This is a genomic window from Pseudomonas sp. GW822-FHT01E03 (assembly GCF_058802985.1).
Genome location: NZ_JBXAOQ010000024.1, coordinates 16,252 through 32,539, shown reverse-complemented (window position 1 = coordinate 32,539; position 16,288 = coordinate 16,252). Strand labels below are relative to the sequence as shown.

Below are 16,288 nucleotides of genomic sequence, written 5' to 3'. Positions count from 1 at the left end.
CCGAAAACTGCGTAACTCTTTGTTTACCAAGGAGTTTTCCGTTTCGACTGCGCCGGAAGTGGGGCGAATTATAGACATCTACAATCTGCCGTCAAGCACTGATTCGGGTTTTCTATCAATAAGCTGCGGAAAGCAGCAAAACACCCCAAAGGGTGCCTATATAGAGGAGCCAGAACGCCCCTCTATATAGAAGAGCTTCCCCATAGGCAGCCACAACCCATGTCATAGCCAAAAAATCAGCCCACGTGCACAGACGATTGACTGACGGCCAAAAAACAAAAAAGCACCCAAGGTGCTTTTTTGTTATCGCTATCAGTTGGACAAAGCCGACACCCTCGCCCGCGCCATGTGCAGCTTTTTGTAGCTTTCGATCAGGCGAAGGTGCCTGTCGAGCCCTTCCAGTTTCATGCTCGTCGGCGTCAGACCATAGAATCGCACGCTGCCATCCACGGACCCTATCGCCGCGTCCATCCGCTCGTTGCCGAACATCCGGCGGAAGTTGACCTCGTAGTCGCTCAGTTCCAGATCATCGTCCAGCTGCATTTCCAGCACGACGTTCACAGCTTGATAAAACAAGCCGCGCTCGACGGTGTTGTCGTTGTATTGCAAGAAGGCTTCCACCAGATCCTTGGCCTGATCAAACTTCTGCAAGGCGAGATAAATCAGCAGCCTCAGCTCCAGGATCGTCAACTTGCCCCAAGGCGTGTTGTCGTCGAACTCGATGCCGATCAAAGTGGTGATGTCGGTGTAGTCATCCAGCTCGCTGTTTTCCAGACCTTGGGCCAGCGATCTCAGGCCGACTTTGCTCAGGCTGTGCAGGTTCAGGATGTCAGCGCGGAACTGCAGCGCTTTGTTGGTGTTATCCCAGATCAAATCTTCTACCGGATAAATTTCCGAGTAACCCGGCACCAGAATGCGGCAGGCCTTGGCACCAATGTGCTCATAGACTGCCATGTACACTTCTTTACCCATGTCTTCGAGGATGCCGAACAGGGTCGCGGCCTCTTCGGTATTGGAGTTTTCGCCCTGACCGGAGAAATCCCACTCAACGAATTCAAAATCCGGTTTTGCACTAAAGAAGCGCCACGAGACCACACCGCTGGAATCGATAAAGTGCTCGACGAAGTTGTTCGGTTCAGTCACCGCCTGACCTTCGAAGGTCGGCTGAGGCAGATCGTTCAGGCCTTCGAAACTGCGGCCTTGCAGCAGCTCCGTCAGGCTGCGCTCCAGCGCCACTTCCAGGCTGGGGTGCGCGCCGAACGAGGCAAACACGCCACCGGTACGCGGGTTCATCAAGGTCACACACATCACCGGGAACTCCCCGCCCAGCGATGCATCCTTGACCAGCACCGGGAAGCCCTGCTCTTCCAGGGCCTGGATACCAGCCAGAATCCCCGGGTATTTCGCCAGTACTTCCTGCGGCACATCCGGCAGGGCCATTTCGCCTTCGAGGATTTCGCGTTTGACCGCGCGCTCGAAGATCTCCGACAGGCACTGCACCTGGGCTTCGGCCAGGGTGTTGCCGGCGCTCATGCCATTGCTCAGGAACAGGTTTTCGATCAGGTTGGACGGGAAGTACACCACCTCATTGTCCGACTGGCGCACAAACGGCAGTGAACAAATGCCGCGCTGGGTATTGCCGGAGTTGGTGTCGTACAGATGCGAGCCACGCAACTCGCCATCCCGGTCGTAAATCTTCAGGCAGTACTCGTCGAGAATTTCAGTCGGCAGTTCGTCCTTCGGGCCAGGCTTGAACCAGCGCTCGTCCGGGTAATGCACAAACGCCGCGTTGGCGATGTCCTCGCCCCAGAACTGATCGTTGTAGAAGAAGTTGCAGTTGAGCCGCTCGATAAACTCGCCCAGTGCCGATGCCAGCGCGCCTTCTTTGGTCGCGCCTTTGCCGTTGGTAAAGCACATTGGCGAGTGCGCATCGCGGATGTGCAGCGACCACACATTGGGAACGATATTGCGCCACGAAGCGATTTCAATCTTCATGCCCAGGTCAGCCAGGATGCCCGACATGTTGGCGATGGTTTGCTCCAGCGGCAGGTCCTTGCCCACAATGTAGGTGCCCGCTTCGCTGGTCGAGTGCGGCATCAGCAACGCCTGGGCATCGGCGTCGAGGTTTTCGACCTCTTCAATCACAAACTCAGGCCCGGTTTGCACCACCTTCTTTACCGTACAACGGTCAATGGAGCGCAAGATCCCCTGACGGTCCTTGGCGGAAATGTCCGCCGGCAATTCAACCTGAATCTTGAAAATCTGGTTGTAGCGGTTTTCCGGATCAACAATGTTGTTCTGCGACAGGCGGATATTTTCGGTGGGGATATTGCGAGTCTCGCAATACAGCTTCACGAAGTACGCCGCACACAACGCCGACGAAGCCAGGAAGTAATCGAACGGCCCCGGTGCCGAGCCATCGCCCTTGTAGCGAATGGGTTGATCGGCAATCACCGTGAAGTCGTCGAACTTGGCTTCAAGTCGAAGGTTGTCGAGAAAGTTGACCTTGATTTCCATGTGCGATTACCAGAATAACGAGCTAAACGATTTGGCCGCCATTATCCGGTTTTTCGGCACAGACCGTTAACTTTCCGCTATTTATCGATCAACACCACACCGCGCTCCTCAAGCAATCGCACAAACATCGTCAGGCTCTGCGACACGGTCCCCCTGCGCCACACCAGCCAGGTGCGTAAATAGCGGAACGACTCCGACAACGGCCAGACACTGACCGTCGTGCATCCAGGCATGCTTTCGAGCATGCTGCGGGGCATCAGCGCCAGGCCGGCACCGGCGCTGACGCAGGCCAGCATGCCGTGATAGGACTCCATTTCGAAAATCTTGCCGGGCACCGCCGCGCCATTGGCGAACCAGCTTTCGAAATGATGGCGATAGGAGCAGTTGGAGCGGAAGGCATAGATGTTTTCGCCATTCACATCCTTGGCCCGATGAATCGGGTCATGGTTGAGGGGGGCGATCAGGACCATTTCCTCCTCGAATGCAGGCACGCCCTCCAGCGCCGGATGCAAGACCGGACCATCGACAAATGCAGCGGCCAGCCGCCCGGACAGTACTCCATCGATCATGGTCCCGGAGGGGCCGGTGGACAGGTCCAGTTCGACCTTGGCGTGCTTCTGGTTATAGGCGGCCAATAGCTCTGGAATACGTACCGCTGCAGTACTTTCCAGCGAACCCAGGGCGAAGGCTCCCTGCGGTTCTTCACCCGCCACGGTGGCGCGCGCCTCCTGAACCAGATCGAGAATACGTCGAGCGTAATCCAGAAAGCTCCAGCCGGCCGGCGACAGGCGCAGGCGACTCTTCTCGCGAATAAACAGATCTACACCCAGGTCCAGTTCAAGCTGTTTGATTCTGGTCGTGAGATTCGATGGCACCCGGTGGATATGCTGGGCGGCCACGCTGATGCTGCCGTGCTCGGCGACAGCCTTGAAAATTTCGAGCTGAACCAGATCCAAGCTATTCTCCAAACGTGAACGTTATGCTCAGTATTATTCAGTTTCCAGAAAACATATAGCCCCATAACCTGAGCACATTCCTACCTCGCAGGACGGTGCCATGACCAACGTATCCAGCCTTACCCATGCCATTTCGATCAACCCCGCTACGGGCGAGCAGATCGGCCATTACCCTTTCGAATCCGATTCGGCATTACAGGCCGCGCTGACGCGGGCCGCTACCGGGTTTCGCGCCTGGCGCGGCAAACCGGTTGAACAGCGCGCGCAACTGTTGATCAACCTCGGTCAGGCCTTGCGCAACAATGCACAGGCTATGGCGAACATGATCACCCAGGAAATGGGTAAGCCGATTGCTCAGGCCCGCGGTGAAATTGAAAAATGTGCGCAGCTCTGCCAGTGGTACGCCGAACATGGCCCCGCCATGCTGAGCCCGGAACCGACTCTGGTGGAAGGCGGCAAGGCACGCATTGAATATCGCCCCCTGGGCCCGATTCTCGCCGTGATGCCGTGGAACTTCCCCATCTGGCAAGTCCTGCGCGGCGCGGTCCCCACCCTGCTCGCCGGCAATACCTACGTGCTCAAGCACGCGCCAAATGTCATGGGCAGCACCTACCTGCTGCTGGAAGCTTTCAAGCAAGCGGATTTTCCCGAAGGTGTTTTCGAGGTCATCAACGTCACCCCAGACGGTGTATCCAAGGCGATCGCCGATCCACGCATCGCGGCCGTCACCCTCACCGGTAGCGTGCGAGCGGGCATGGCCATCGGTGCTCAGGCCGGAGCCGCGCTGAAGAAATGCGTATTGGAACTGGGCGGCTCCGACCCGTTTATCGTTCTCGACGACGCAGACCTCGATGAGGCGGTAAAAGCCGCCGTGATCGGGCGCTATCAAAACACCGGACAAGTCTGCGCCGCAGCCAAACGACTGATAGTCGAGCAAGGCATTGCCCGGGAATTTACCCGCAAGTTCGTCGAGGCCACCCAACAACTGGTTGTCGGTGATCCACTGGTTACCACCACCTATATCGGCCCGATGGCTCGCTTCGATCTGCGCGATGAACTGGATCAACAGGTGCGCGACACACTGAAAGAAGGCGCGACGTTGCTGATGGGTGGAAAGAAGGCTGAAGGCCCAGGTAACTACTATGAGCCCACTGTACTCGGCGATGTGACCGATCAGATGACATCATTCAAACAGGAGTTGTTTGGTCCAGTGGCCTCAATCATCACGGCCCGAGACGCAGCCCATGCGCTGGAGTTGGCCAATGACAGCGAGTTCGGCCTCACCGCCACCCTCTACACGCGCAATGTCGAACTCGCCCGGCAGATGGCCAGCGAACTTGAAACCGGCGGCGTGTTCATCAACGGCTATAGCGCCAGCGATCCGCGTGTCAGTTTTGGTGGCGTGAAGAAGAGTGGCTTTGGCCGTGAACTCTCGCATTTCGGGGTGCGTGAATTCTGTAATGCACAAACGGTTTGGCTGGATCGGCGCTAGGGCCGGTATAAATAGGGGTAATTTTCAGACACGAAAAAGCCCAGCCTTCTCAGGCTGGGCTAATTCATTGAAAAACAGGGTCGGGACGGAGTGATTGAAACTCGCTCCCTGGCACCCCATACAGTTAATCAATACTCATCCCTGGTTCAATTTACCCATCTTCAAGCCCAGTAAAAACGGACCATTCTGCGCATCACTCTTCTCATCGAAGGCGATCAACATTCACACTCCATCGCACCGAAAGTTATTTATCCGGACAAGTAACCCCATTACCTTTCATCCTGTTACACCTTATTGAACAGTGATTACTGGACAAACTCTAACACTCACACTTTCCACAAATAACACCCCCCCAATAACAGTCAGACCAACATCAATTAGTCTCGCTGACTTCTTATAACATTCGTTGACACTAAGACGTAGACACCCTAGATTAATGGCACTCTGCCAACGCCAAGACGACGCATCAACTTTTAAAAGTTAATGGAATGCTGAGTTCCTGAGTTATTTCATAACTGGTACAACGCATGAAATATGTAGACGATATTGCGAAACTCTTTACACGTTTTGGCGCCAATGCGGAGAGTTACCAGGAAATACAACCGAACTACAAAGATTTCAAAGACGACCCGGTTACACCAGCACTCGCTGAGCCAGAACCGTCGGTGGCCTTGCCTCCCCCAACACCAACACCAACGCCCCCTGTATTTCTAATGGACGAGCCACAGCCTTCTTTATTGGTTGGCGCGTTGGTCGAGCCTGTGAAGAATGTTGTCCTCTCGCAACCTTCACCCATATCCCCTCCCCTGACCAAGCCACCTGCGAGTTCTGCTACGTGCGATCGTCAGCGATTGAGCGACCTGTTGCGTGAACTCAACCAGGTTCGTCGGGACGGTCTACCAGAAATAACTCGCAAGCGGACCAAGGCGAAGGTCATTGCTATCGTTTCGGCGAATGGTGGAGTGGGTAAAAGCACCGTCGCCGCTGGCCTCGCAAAAACCCTTCGGCGCCCTGGCGGGCGTACCATCGCTATTGATCTGGACCCTCAGAACGCGCTGTCCGGCCACTTGGGTATCACCCGGCAGGTTCCCGGGCTGATCCAGCTCAAAGAACAGCACGCAGACTGGGGCGCTCATCGCCTGCCGGGCTTTAGCGACAGCGAGTGCCTGCCCTTCGGCACTGGCGAGGTGAACGACCACCGATTGCTCAAGCAGTTGATGCTTGAAGATTCTGACTGGTTGAATCAGCACCTTGCGTCAATGAACCTCAGCGAAAACGATACCGTGATCCTGGACACTCCTTCGGGTGCGACCGTCTATTCGCAACAGGCACTCGACGCCGCCGATCTGGTGCTGGTAATGACGGTGGCCGACGCGGCCTCCTACCTGGCACTGGACACTATGACCCAGTGGCTGGAAACCAGCCCAAGACGCGCGCAGCGGCACCGGTATGTGCTCAACCAACGGGATGACTCGCGTTCGTTCTGCAGGGACATGGGCGTGCTGTTTCGGCGGCGGCTCGGCGCCAACCTGATCGGGACGATTCGCCTCGATCACCAGTTCAACGAGTCGCTGGCCTATGGTCGGGACCTGCTGCAGTACGCACCTGAGAGCATTGGCTGTCAGGATATTCTCTCGCTGTCAGGCGCGGTCCATGCCCTGCTTTTCGCGGATGCTTCCAGCCTGCAGGGCACGCCATGACCGCCCGGCTGAATCAGGCACCTGCGAAGGCGTGGTGGCTGGAGGAGCTATTGGACACTTTCCAGGCTCACGTCAGTCGATGGCCCAAGCGTTGTCGCCAAGGCCTGAAGCTCTCAGCCGGGCTGTTCGCCGCATTGCTGGTGCTGGGTATCCTCACCGCGCCGCTGAACCTGTATTCCCAGGCCGCGTTTGCTGCCGTCTGTTTCGCCACCAGCCTGATCATCCGCAAGCAAGCCGGGCGTTTGGCGATCCTGACCCTGATCACCCTCTCGCTGATCGCTTCGCTGCGCTACATGTACTGGCGCCTGACTGACACCCTGGGCTTCGACAATTGGCAGGATGCCGTATTTGGCTACGGGCTGGTGCTGGCCGAGCTGTATGCCTTGCTCATCCTCGTCTTCGGCTACGTACAGACCGCTTGGCCGCTGCATCGTAAACCGCAGTTTCTGCAACAGCCGCCCGCTGAATGGCCGACGGTAGACGTTTTCATTCCCACCTATAACGAAGCGTTGGGCATCGTCAAACTGGTGGTGCTTGCCGCTCAGGCCATCGACTGGCCCGAGGGCAAACTGCGGGTGCACATGCTCGATGACGGACGCCGGGAGGAATTCAAGGCTTTCTGTCAGCAGATTGGTGTCAACTACATCACCCGCGACAACAATGACCATGCCAAGGCCGGCAACCTCAACGAAGCACTCAAAGTCACCGACGGCGAGTTCATCGCCATATTCGATGCCGACCACGTGCCCACCCGCTCCTTCCTGCAGATCACCATGGGCTGGTTTTCAAAGGACCCGAACCTGGCGTTGCTGCAAACACCGCACTTCTTCTATTCACCCGATCCGTTCGAAAAAAACCTCGATACCTTTCGCTCGGTACCCAATGAAGGTGAGTTGTTCTACGGCCTGGTGCAGGACGGCAACGACCTGTGGAACGCAGCTTTTTTCTGCGGCTCTTGCGCGGTCATCCGGCGGACTCACTTGCTGGAAGTCGGCGGCATCGCCACCGAAACCGTGACGGAGGATGCGCACACGGCACTCAAGCTCAATCGCCGTGGCTTCAATACGGCCTATCTCGCCATTCCACAAGCGGCGGGCCTGGCTACCGAAAGCCTTTCCCGACACATCAGCCAGCGCATACGTTGGGCGCGGGGCATGGCGCAGATTTTTCGGACCGACAATCCGCTATTTGGCAAAGGTCTGAACCTGGGGCAGCGCATCTGCTACCTCAACGCCATGATGCACTTTTTCTACAGCCTGCCCCGCCTGGTGTTCTTGACTGCACCCTTGGCCTATCTGTTTTTCGACGCGCAGATTTTCCATGCCTCGGCGTTGATGGTCACGGTCTATGTACTGCCGCATATTTTCCATTCCAGCCTGACCAACTCCGCCATCCAGGGGCGTTTCCGCCATTCCTTCTGGAACGAAGTGTATGAGTCGGTGTTGGCCTGGTACATCATGCGACCGGTACTGTTGGCCCTGATCAGCCCTTCGCTGGGCAAGTTCAATGTGACCGACAAGGGCGGCACCATCGAGAAGGACTATTTCGACTGGAAGCTTGCACGGCCTTACATCGTGCTGCTGACCTTGAACATGATCGGTCTGGTGATTGGCGTGATGAAGCTGGTCGGGAGTGATTCGGCCGAGGTCACGACCTTGCTGATCAACCTGGCCTGGACCGTGTACAACATCATCATCGTCAGCACCGCCGTAGCGGTGGCCACTGAGTCCTCTCAGGTACGCAACGAACCCAGGGTGCCCGCTGACCTGCCCGTGCGTGTCTACCGCGAAGACGGCACCTGGTTCGATTGCAAAACTCAGGACTTCTCACAAAACGGCGTGGGTCTGGCACTGCCACCGCAGGTGCAGCTCAGCGTCGATGAGAAGCTGCGGCTGTGCATTTTGCGCACGCCGCCTTCAAGCCTCTTTCCCGCAACAACGATCTTCAACAACGACGGCGTGGCAGGCGTGCAATTCGAGGGCCTGACCCTGCGCCAGCAAAGCGAACTGGTGCGACTGACCTTTTCACGGGCAGACACCTGGGCCAATACCTGGGGTAACGGCCGCCTCGACGCGCCCATGTCGGCATTGCGCGAGGTCAGCAGCATTGGCTTACGCGCCATCCTGCGCTTGTTCGTTGCAAGCCTGAAGGACAGCCACGCGCTGCTGCGCAAACGCCCCGACACTCCATCACCCATCGACTCCACCGCGGACACGCAACGATCTTGAAGCCTTCCACTCGCCGGACCTTTCTTCCTCGTCGCTCACTCATGCTGATCGCCTGCTCGCTAGTGGGCTGGAACGGCTGGGCGTTGAATGCTGCCGCCCAAATCAGCGCCACAGAACCGGTGGTGATGACGGTCGCATCGCTGCCCGGGACCGATACCCCGAGCAACAGCTATACCCGCACCCTCAAGGAGCTGGGCAAAAGCTATTCGATGACCCTTAAAGGCGTGGAGGCGACCGACAGTGTGAATTTCGATGTGCGCGCCGATGAGGTCGTCACGGCTGCACAGGTCACGCTGCAGTACAGCTACTCACCGGCGCTGCTGGCCGACCTTTCGCAAATCAACGTGCTGATCAACGATCAAGTGGCCGCCAGCCTGCCCCTCCCGAAGGAAGAGGCCGGTAAATTGCAGACCCGGACCGTGCAGATTCCGCCGCAGACCATCACCGAATTCAATCGGCTCAGCCTGCAGTTCATCGGTCATTACACGATGCAATGTGAAGACCCTTTGCACTCCAGCCTTTGGGCCAGGATCGGCAACGAGAGCCAGCTGAGCCTCCAGGTGACGTCGATTCAACAGCCCAACGACCTGTCCGCTCTGCCACTTCCCCTGTTCGATCGTCGAGACGCCTCGCCCCTGAAGCTGCCCTTCGTGTTCGCCGCCCGCCCGGGCGGTCCTGAGCTTGAGGCCGCCGGGATCCTGTCGTCCTGGTTTGGCGCCCTGGCCAGCTACCGTGGCGCAACCTTCCCCGCCAGCCTCACCAGCCTGCCGGCCAAGGGCAACGCGGTGGTGTTTGTCATCGGTAACGAATCAACGACCTTGAGTGGTTTGCCGATCAAAGAGGCCACGGGGCCGACATTGACCCTCATGAGCAACCCGAATGATGCTCAGGGCAAACTGTTGATCGTCTCCGGGCGCGATGGCGCCGATCTCAAGGTCGCCGCGACAGCGTTGGTCCTCGGCGGCTCGGCCTTTTCCGGGCAGAGCGTGGTGATCGACCGGATCGACTCGCTCAAGCCACGCCAACCGTACGACGCGCCAAACTGGCTGCCCTCCGATCGCCCGGTTCGCCTGGGTGAGCTGGCCAAGCCCGCAGAACTCAATGTGTCGGGTTACAACCCGGGACAAATTACGGTGGCGCTGCGCTTGCCACCCGACCTGTTCAACTGGCGTGAGCCCGGTGCGCAACTTGACCTGAAATACCGCTATACGCCGCAACCGGTCTCCACAAACTCTTCGTTGCTGATCAGTTTCAACGACACCTTCATCAAGTCGATCGACCTGCCTTCGATCGAGAAACTGGGCAATAGCGACAGCCTGCTGTCGATGCTCAAAACCGACGACAGCCTGGCCCGCACGTCGCGCATGCTGTTGCCGCTCAATTCAGTTGCACTGCAATCGCGCCTGCAATTTCGCTTCATGTATGACTACATCAAACAGGGCGAATGCCGCGACATCATCATCGACAACATGCGCGGTGTGATCGATCCGGACTCGACCCTGGACCTCAGCCAGTACGAACATTTCATGGCCATGCCCAACCTCGGGGTGTTCAAGGACAGTGGCTTCCCGTTCACCCGCATGGCCGACCTGTCTGAAACATCGGTGATCCTGCCCAACGAGCCAGGCCCGGCCGATCTGAGCGCCTATCTGACCCTGCTGGGCCGCTTCGGCGACTCCACCGGTTATCCGGCCACCGGCGTGAAGGTGGTCCACGCCGATCAGGTGGCCGAGCAAAGCGACCGGGATTTGCTGGTGCTCGCCTCGGGCAACAATCAGCCGCTGCTGCAGCAATGGCAAAGCCTTCTGCCGGCCAAGGGCGAAGACGCTGCGCAGTACTTTGAACTGTCTGACCTGCCCTTGCGCCTGCGCAACTGGATCAGCCCGGATACAAAAACCAATCTACGCGAAGCGCGCAGCAGCTTCAGGTTTAGCGCTGAGGACGGCAGTGCTTATCTGACCGGATTCGAATCGCCGCTCAAGAGTGGCCGCAGCGTGGTGTTTATCGCCGGCACAAGGCCAGACGGCCTGGCCGACGTGACCAACGCCCTGCTCAGCAGCGAAGAAAATGCCCAGCAATTGCAAGGCAGTCTGGTGGTGGTCAGGGGCAAGCATGTCGAGTCGTTAGTCGCCGAGCAGGACTACTACGTCGGGCGCCTGGGTCCGTTGCGCTATCTGCAGTGGTACCTCTCGCAGAACGTAATTGCGCTCATGCTGTTCACCCTCCTCGGGGTCCTGCTGCTTGCTTGCATGGCCTATCTGGCCCTGCGCTTACGGGCCAAACGTCGTCTTGGCCAATGAGCCGCGCAGGCCTGTGTCGTCCATGAGCAGCCGGGGTACTTCACTTCGCCAGGGCCTGCGCGGTAACGCGCGCAGGTTGAGCGCGGTGCTTGCGCTTGCCCTGCTGGCGCCGGCAATAGCGGCCGCAAACTCCTGCGAGTCGCCAGCCTGGCCACTGTGGCAAACCTACGCAACGCGCTTTGTCCAGGACGACGGCCGGGTTCTGGAATCGAGCCTGAAGATCAATCACAGCACCTCTGAAGGGCAGTCCTACGGCATGCTCTTCGCACTGATCGGCAACGATCAGCCACGCTTCGACACGCTCTGGCGCTGGACCTCGGCCAATCTCGCCGGCGCAGACATCGCCACACGCCTGCCGGGCTGGTTATGGGGGCAAGGCACGGACGGTCAGTGGCGCCTGCAAGACGTCAATTCGGCCGCCGACGCCGACCTGTGGATCGCCTATGCCCTGCTCGAAGCCGCACGCCTGTGGGATCGGCCGGACTATCGCCTGGACGCCCTGCACCTGATGGCGACGATCGAAGCGCAATTGGTCGTCAACCTGCCCGGGCTGGGTCCGATGGTATTGCCTGGACCACAGGGCTTCGTCCAGCCGGATGCACTCTGGCGCCTGAACCCCAGCTACCTGCCACTGCCGCTGTTACGGCGGCTGGCCAAGGAAGCACCGTCCGGGCCCTGGCAAGCGATTGCCCGCAACACCGCGACGATGATCGCCCAATCCAGCCGCCACGGCTTCGTCGCGGACTGGGTCGGTTATCAAGGCACTTCAGCGCAATCGGGTGTTTTCGTCAGCGACCCGATCAACGGCGATACGGGCAGCTACGACGCCATTCGCGTGTACCTCTGGCTGGGCATGAGTGATACCTCCGAGCCGCTGGCAGCGCTGCTGCTCAAACGGCTGGACGGCATGGCCCGCAACACCGTAGCGACGGGTTCCCCCCCGGAAACAGTCGAGGTTCGCCACGGCAGTGCCCGGGGTCAGAGCCCGTTCGGATTCCGGGCTGCGCTGATTCCCTACCTTCAGGCCAAGGGGCAACCCGGGTTGGCCGATCAGCAGCGACACCGCGTGGAACTCGCCTTGCGCGAGGCACTGGCCAGGCCTGATGCCGACGTCGGTCCGCCGCGTTACTACGACTTGATGCTCAGCCTGTTCGCGCTCGGCTGGGCAGATAAACATTACCGATTCCGGGAAGACGGAACGCTGAAACTCTCCTGGGAGACCGCATGCACGCGCACCACCGCACGCTAGTCATCGCCGCCATGAGCGCATGGATGGCTGCTGCCCACGCTCAAAGTCCGACGCCACAGACATTACTCGTCGAGCAAGGGCAGTACTGGCAGTTGCACAAAAACCCTCAACGCGCTGCGGAAGTCTGGCTGAAAGTCCTGCTGCTGGACCCGGTCCAGGTTGACGCACTGTATGGCCTGGGCTTGATCGGCGTGCAACAGGGCAAGCCACAACAGGCGCAGCAATACCTGGCCCGCTTGCAAGCCATCGAGCCAGCGCCTCGGCAAGCACTGCAATTGGCGCAGGACATCGCCCTGGCACAACCGCAGAGCCAGCAGCGCCTGGAAGAGGCTCGGCGCCTCGTCGATGCCGGTGAGCGTGACAAGGCGACCGCCGAGTTTCGCTCGCTGTTCGATGGCCGTCCGCCTCAAGGCACGATCGGCCGCGAGTATTACAACAACCTTGCCTTCAATCAGGCTGACTGGCCTGAAGCACGCAGCGGATTTCAGCGCCTGCAACGAGAAATGCCCAATGACTCGATCGTCGCGCTGTTTTACGCCAAGCATCTGGTGCGCCATGAAGACAGCCGTGCCGAAGGTATCCGCGCCCTGGCCGCGCTGACCCAGCGTACCGACATTGCCGGTGATGCCGACGAAAGCTGGCGCCTGGCGCTGACCTGGATCGGTCCACCCAATCCGGTACAAGTGCCGTTGTTCGAGGCGTACCTCAAGACGCATCCGGATGACGTGGAAATTCGGGCGCAGATGGACAAGGGCAAGCAACAGGTAGTAGCAACGACGGCCAGTAAGGGATGGCAACCGCCCGCCGACGTCGCGCGCGGCCTGAAGGCGCTCAAGGCAGGCGATCAGGCTACCGCCGAACAGGCTTTTCAAGCGCGCTTGAAAACCCAACCCGATGATGCCGACGCGCTGGGCGGTCTTGGGGTTGTTCGCCAGCAGCAACGCCGACTGGCCGAAGCGGAAAAGCTCCTGGTTCAGGCCACGCGACAACCTGACGGCAGCCAGTGGCAAGCCGCACTGAACGAAGTGCGCTACTGGTCTGCGTTGCAGCAGGCTGGGGACGCCCAGGCCAAAGGCCAGTCAGCCCAGGCACAGGCCCTGGTAAACCAGGCGCTGCGCCTGACCCCGAACGGGGTCGACGCTCGCCTCGCCCTGGCGGATATTCAGGCCAGCGCGGGTCAGTTCGATGACGCTCAGGGCAACTATCGCCTGGTATTGAACCTGCGCCGTGACGACCCGCAAGCACAGGAAGGGCTGGTCAACGTGCTGCTCAAGAGCGGCAAGAACGATGAAGCGCTGCAACTGATCAACAGCCTGCCCGCCACCGGGCAGGCAAAGATCGGCCAGTCCGCACGCCTGAAAGCCTTGCGTGCGACGCAACTGGCCGCCCTCGCCGAACAACGCAACGACCTGCCCGCAGCGCGCAACGCCTTGCAAGACGCGTTGCGCTACGAACCGGACAACATCTGGACGCGTTTCGCCCTGGCCCGCCTGAACCTGGCGATGGGCGAACCGCAAAAGGCTCGTGACCTGATCAACGCCATGCTCCAGGCCCATCCCGACAATGCCGATGCGCTTTACGTCAGCGCCTTGCTGTCGGTCCAGATGGGTGAGTGGAAAGCCGCACAGACAACGTTGGGACGCTTGCGCCCCGACCAGCGCACCCCGGACATGCAAGCGCTGGCCGCTGATGTCAGCCTCAACCTGCAACTCAGCCAGGCGATAGAGTTGGGCAAACGCGGACAGCGCCAGGAAGCCCTGACCTTGCTCGATCGTATTCAGCCGATGACCAACAACAGTCCGGATCGCACAGCGAGCCTGGCTTCGGCCTATGTCGACATCGGCGAACCGACTCGCGCACTGACCCTCATGCGCGGCCAGTTGCAACACACCACGGCGCCCTCGGCGGATTTCATCCTGCAATACGCCACCGTCCTGCTTAAATCCGGAGAAGATGCCCAGGTCAACGAGATTCTGCGCGATCTTCAGAACAGGCCCTTGAACGCGCCGGCTCGCAAGCGTTTCGACGACCTGCTCTACCTCTATCGCATCCGCCAGGCTGACCAACTGCGTGAACGCGGCGATCTGGCCAATGCCTATGACACGCTGGCGCCCGCACTGGCACAACGTCCCGGTGACAGCGCTGCCGTCGCGGCCCTGGCGCGGATGTACTCGGCCAATGGCGACACGGCAAAAGCCCTCGAACTCTACAAACCGCTGTTACAGCGCCAGCCAAACGACCCGCAACTGCTGCTGGGTGCTGCCGACGCGGCGGTGCTGGCACATGACACGGCCTTTGCCGAACAGGCGCTGCAACAGCTGCTCAAGACCGAATCCGGTAACCCTCAAACGCTGACCGAGGCCGCACGTCTCTACCAGAACATGGGCAAAACCGGCACGGCCACCGATCTGCTGCGCAAGGCCGTGGCCATCGAACAGAGCGAGAAACGCAGAAGCCAGGGCGGCCAACTGGCCGGTTCGACGGTGGCGCCCAACCCTTTTGCCGGGGTGTCGGGCTCACGTAACGAAGTCAGTCGCGACACTTTACTGGCAGCCATCCCGCCACCGGTTCAAGAGATGCCGGGCCGCATGACGTCCCACACCCCTTTCGGCGTCGATGCCCCGCCAAGGCCGCAGCAGGCGAGCAATCCATTCGAGTCGCAGCTGCCACGTGCAGCATTGGTGAGCGAGGACATCAGTCCCGCACAACTGGCACTGAGTAAAATCCTCCAGGAGCGCAGTGCCTACGTGACCCAGGGCGTGAGCATTCGTAGCAACGACAGTGAGTCGGGACTGAGCAAACTGACCGACATTGAAACACCGCTGGAAATCAATATTCCGCTGGATGAAAGCCGCGTCGCCCTGCGCGTGACGCCGGTCTCGCTGAACGCCGGCAGTGCCAGCAGCGAGGCGTTGTCGCGTTTTGGCAATGGTGCGCAGAGCGGCAGCGTCGGTTCGCAAAAAGCCGAGGGCGTCGGCCTTTCCGTCGCCATTCAACGGCCCGCGGATGGGCTCAAAGCCGATCTCGGCACCACCCCCCTCGGCTTCAAATACAGCACAGCCACCGGCGGCATCAGCGTTGATCGCCCCATCAGCGACACCTCTAATGTCCGTTACGGCGTGAGCGTTTCCCGGCGTCCGGTGACTGACAGCGTCACCTCGTTTGCCGGCACCACGGACAATCGCAGCGGGCAGTCCTGGGGCGGGGTGACCGCCAACGGCGGGCGCGGCCAGTTGAGCTTCGACGACAACGAAGTCGGCGTATATGGCTACGCCTCCTGGCACCAGTTATTGGGCAACCATGTCGAGTCCAACAGCCGCAGTGAACTGGGCAGCGGTGTGTACTGGTACCTGCAAAACGCAACGGACAGCAAACTGACCGTCGGCCTGAGCATGACCGGCATCAGCTACGCCAACAACCAGGACTATTTCACATACGGCCACGGCGGCTATTTCAGCCCGCAGACGTTCTTCGCCCTGGGCGTACCGGTGACCTGGGCACAACGCACCGGGCGCTTGACGTATCAAGTCAAGGGTTCGGTCGGCGTGCAGCATTTCGAGCAGGACAGCGTCGACTATTTCCCGACCGACAAAGCCCTGCAGGCGGCCTCGGGCCTGCGCTACGCCGGGCAAAATAAAACCGGGATCGGCTACAGCGTCGCCGCGGCGGCTGAATACAAGGTCGCTTCGAACTTCCTGCTGGGCGCCAATCTGGGCCTGGACAACGCCCGCGACTACCAACAAATCAGCGGTGCCCTGTCCTTGCGCTACCAGTTCGAGGAGATCAGCGGCCCCATGAGCCTGCCGGTCAGCCCGTACACCTCGCCTTATTCCAACTGATCATTCT

Annotated in this window: 9 protein-coding genes; 7 read left to right on the top strand and 2 right to left on the bottom strand. The window is 59.6% G+C overall.

Annotated features, from left to right (window positions below):
• Positions 1-190, top strand: a 190-nt coding sequence (locus AC1RP7_RS27545) for a hypothetical protein (protein ID WP_493184009.1), incomplete at its 5' end; no start/stop codon positions are given.
• A gap of 122 nt (positions 191-312) precedes the next feature.
• Here AC1RP7_RS27545 and AC1RP7_RS27540 read toward each other — a convergent pair.
• The gene (locus AC1RP7_RS27540; protein ID WP_493183363.1) at positions 313-2,517 is read right to left on the bottom strand and encodes an OsmC domain/YcaO domain-containing protein; all 2,205 of its coding nucleotides are present in this window, start codon (positions 2,515-2,517) and stop codon (positions 313-315) included.
• Positions 2,518-2,594: 77 nt separating this feature from the next.
• Complete coding sequence (ptrR, locus tag AC1RP7_RS27535) at positions 2,595-3,473, bottom strand: putrescine utilization regulator PtrR (protein ID WP_150812772.1); 879 nt, start codon at positions 3,471-3,473, stop codon at positions 2,595-2,597.
• Positions 3,474-3,573: 100 nt separating this feature from the next.
• On the opposite strand from ptrR, the gene AC1RP7_RS27530 reads away from it, so the two are divergent.
• The 6 genes from AC1RP7_RS27530 to AC1RP7_RS27505 all read left to right on the top strand — a co-directional run bounded on the left by AC1RP7_RS27530 (position 3,574) and on the right by AC1RP7_RS27505 (position 16,281).
• Positions 3,574-4,965: an aldehyde dehydrogenase family protein gene (locus tag AC1RP7_RS27530; RefSeq protein WP_493183364.1), complete on the top strand. Its 1,392-nt coding sequence runs from the start codon at positions 3,574-3,576 to the stop codon at positions 4,963-4,965.
• Between the two features lie 527 nt (positions 4,966-5,492).
• Positions 5,493-6,665 (top strand): cellulose biosynthesis protein BcsQ, encoded by a 1,173-nt coding sequence (gene bcsQ, locus AC1RP7_RS27525; RefSeq protein ID WP_493183366.1) that lies wholly within the window; start codon positions 5,493-5,495, stop codon positions 6,663-6,665.
• Complete coding sequence (gene bcsA / locus AC1RP7_RS27520) at positions 6,662-8,893, top strand: UDP-forming cellulose synthase catalytic subunit (RefSeq protein WP_493183368.1); 2,232 nt, start codon at positions 6,662-6,664, stop codon at positions 8,891-8,893. The genes bcsQ and bcsA overlap by 4 nt, the downstream gene beginning before the upstream one ends.
• On the top strand, positions 8,890-11,193 hold the full coding sequence (bcsB, locus tag AC1RP7_RS27515; protein WP_493183369.1) for a cellulose biosynthesis cyclic di-GMP-binding regulatory protein BcsB: 2,304 nt from the start codon (positions 8,890-8,892) through the stop codon (positions 11,191-11,193). Before bcsA ends, bcsB begins: the two co-directional genes overlap by 4 nt.
• Positions 11,194-11,215: 22 nt before the next feature.
• The gene (gene bcsZ, locus AC1RP7_RS27510) at positions 11,216-12,442 is read left to right on the top strand and encodes a cellulose synthase complex periplasmic endoglucanase BcsZ (protein ID WP_493183371.1); all 1,227 of its coding nucleotides are present in this window, start codon (positions 11,216-11,218) and stop codon (positions 12,440-12,442) included.
• Positions 12,418-16,281 carry a cellulose synthase subunit BcsC-related outer membrane protein gene (locus AC1RP7_RS27505; protein ID WP_493183373.1) on the top strand — a complete coding sequence of 1,288 codons (3,864 nt, stop codon included), beginning with the start codon at positions 12,418-12,420 and terminating at the stop codon, positions 16,279-16,281. The genes bcsZ and AC1RP7_RS27505 overlap by 25 nt, the downstream gene beginning before the upstream one ends.
• The last annotated feature ends 7 nt before the right edge of the window (positions 16,282-16,288 follow it).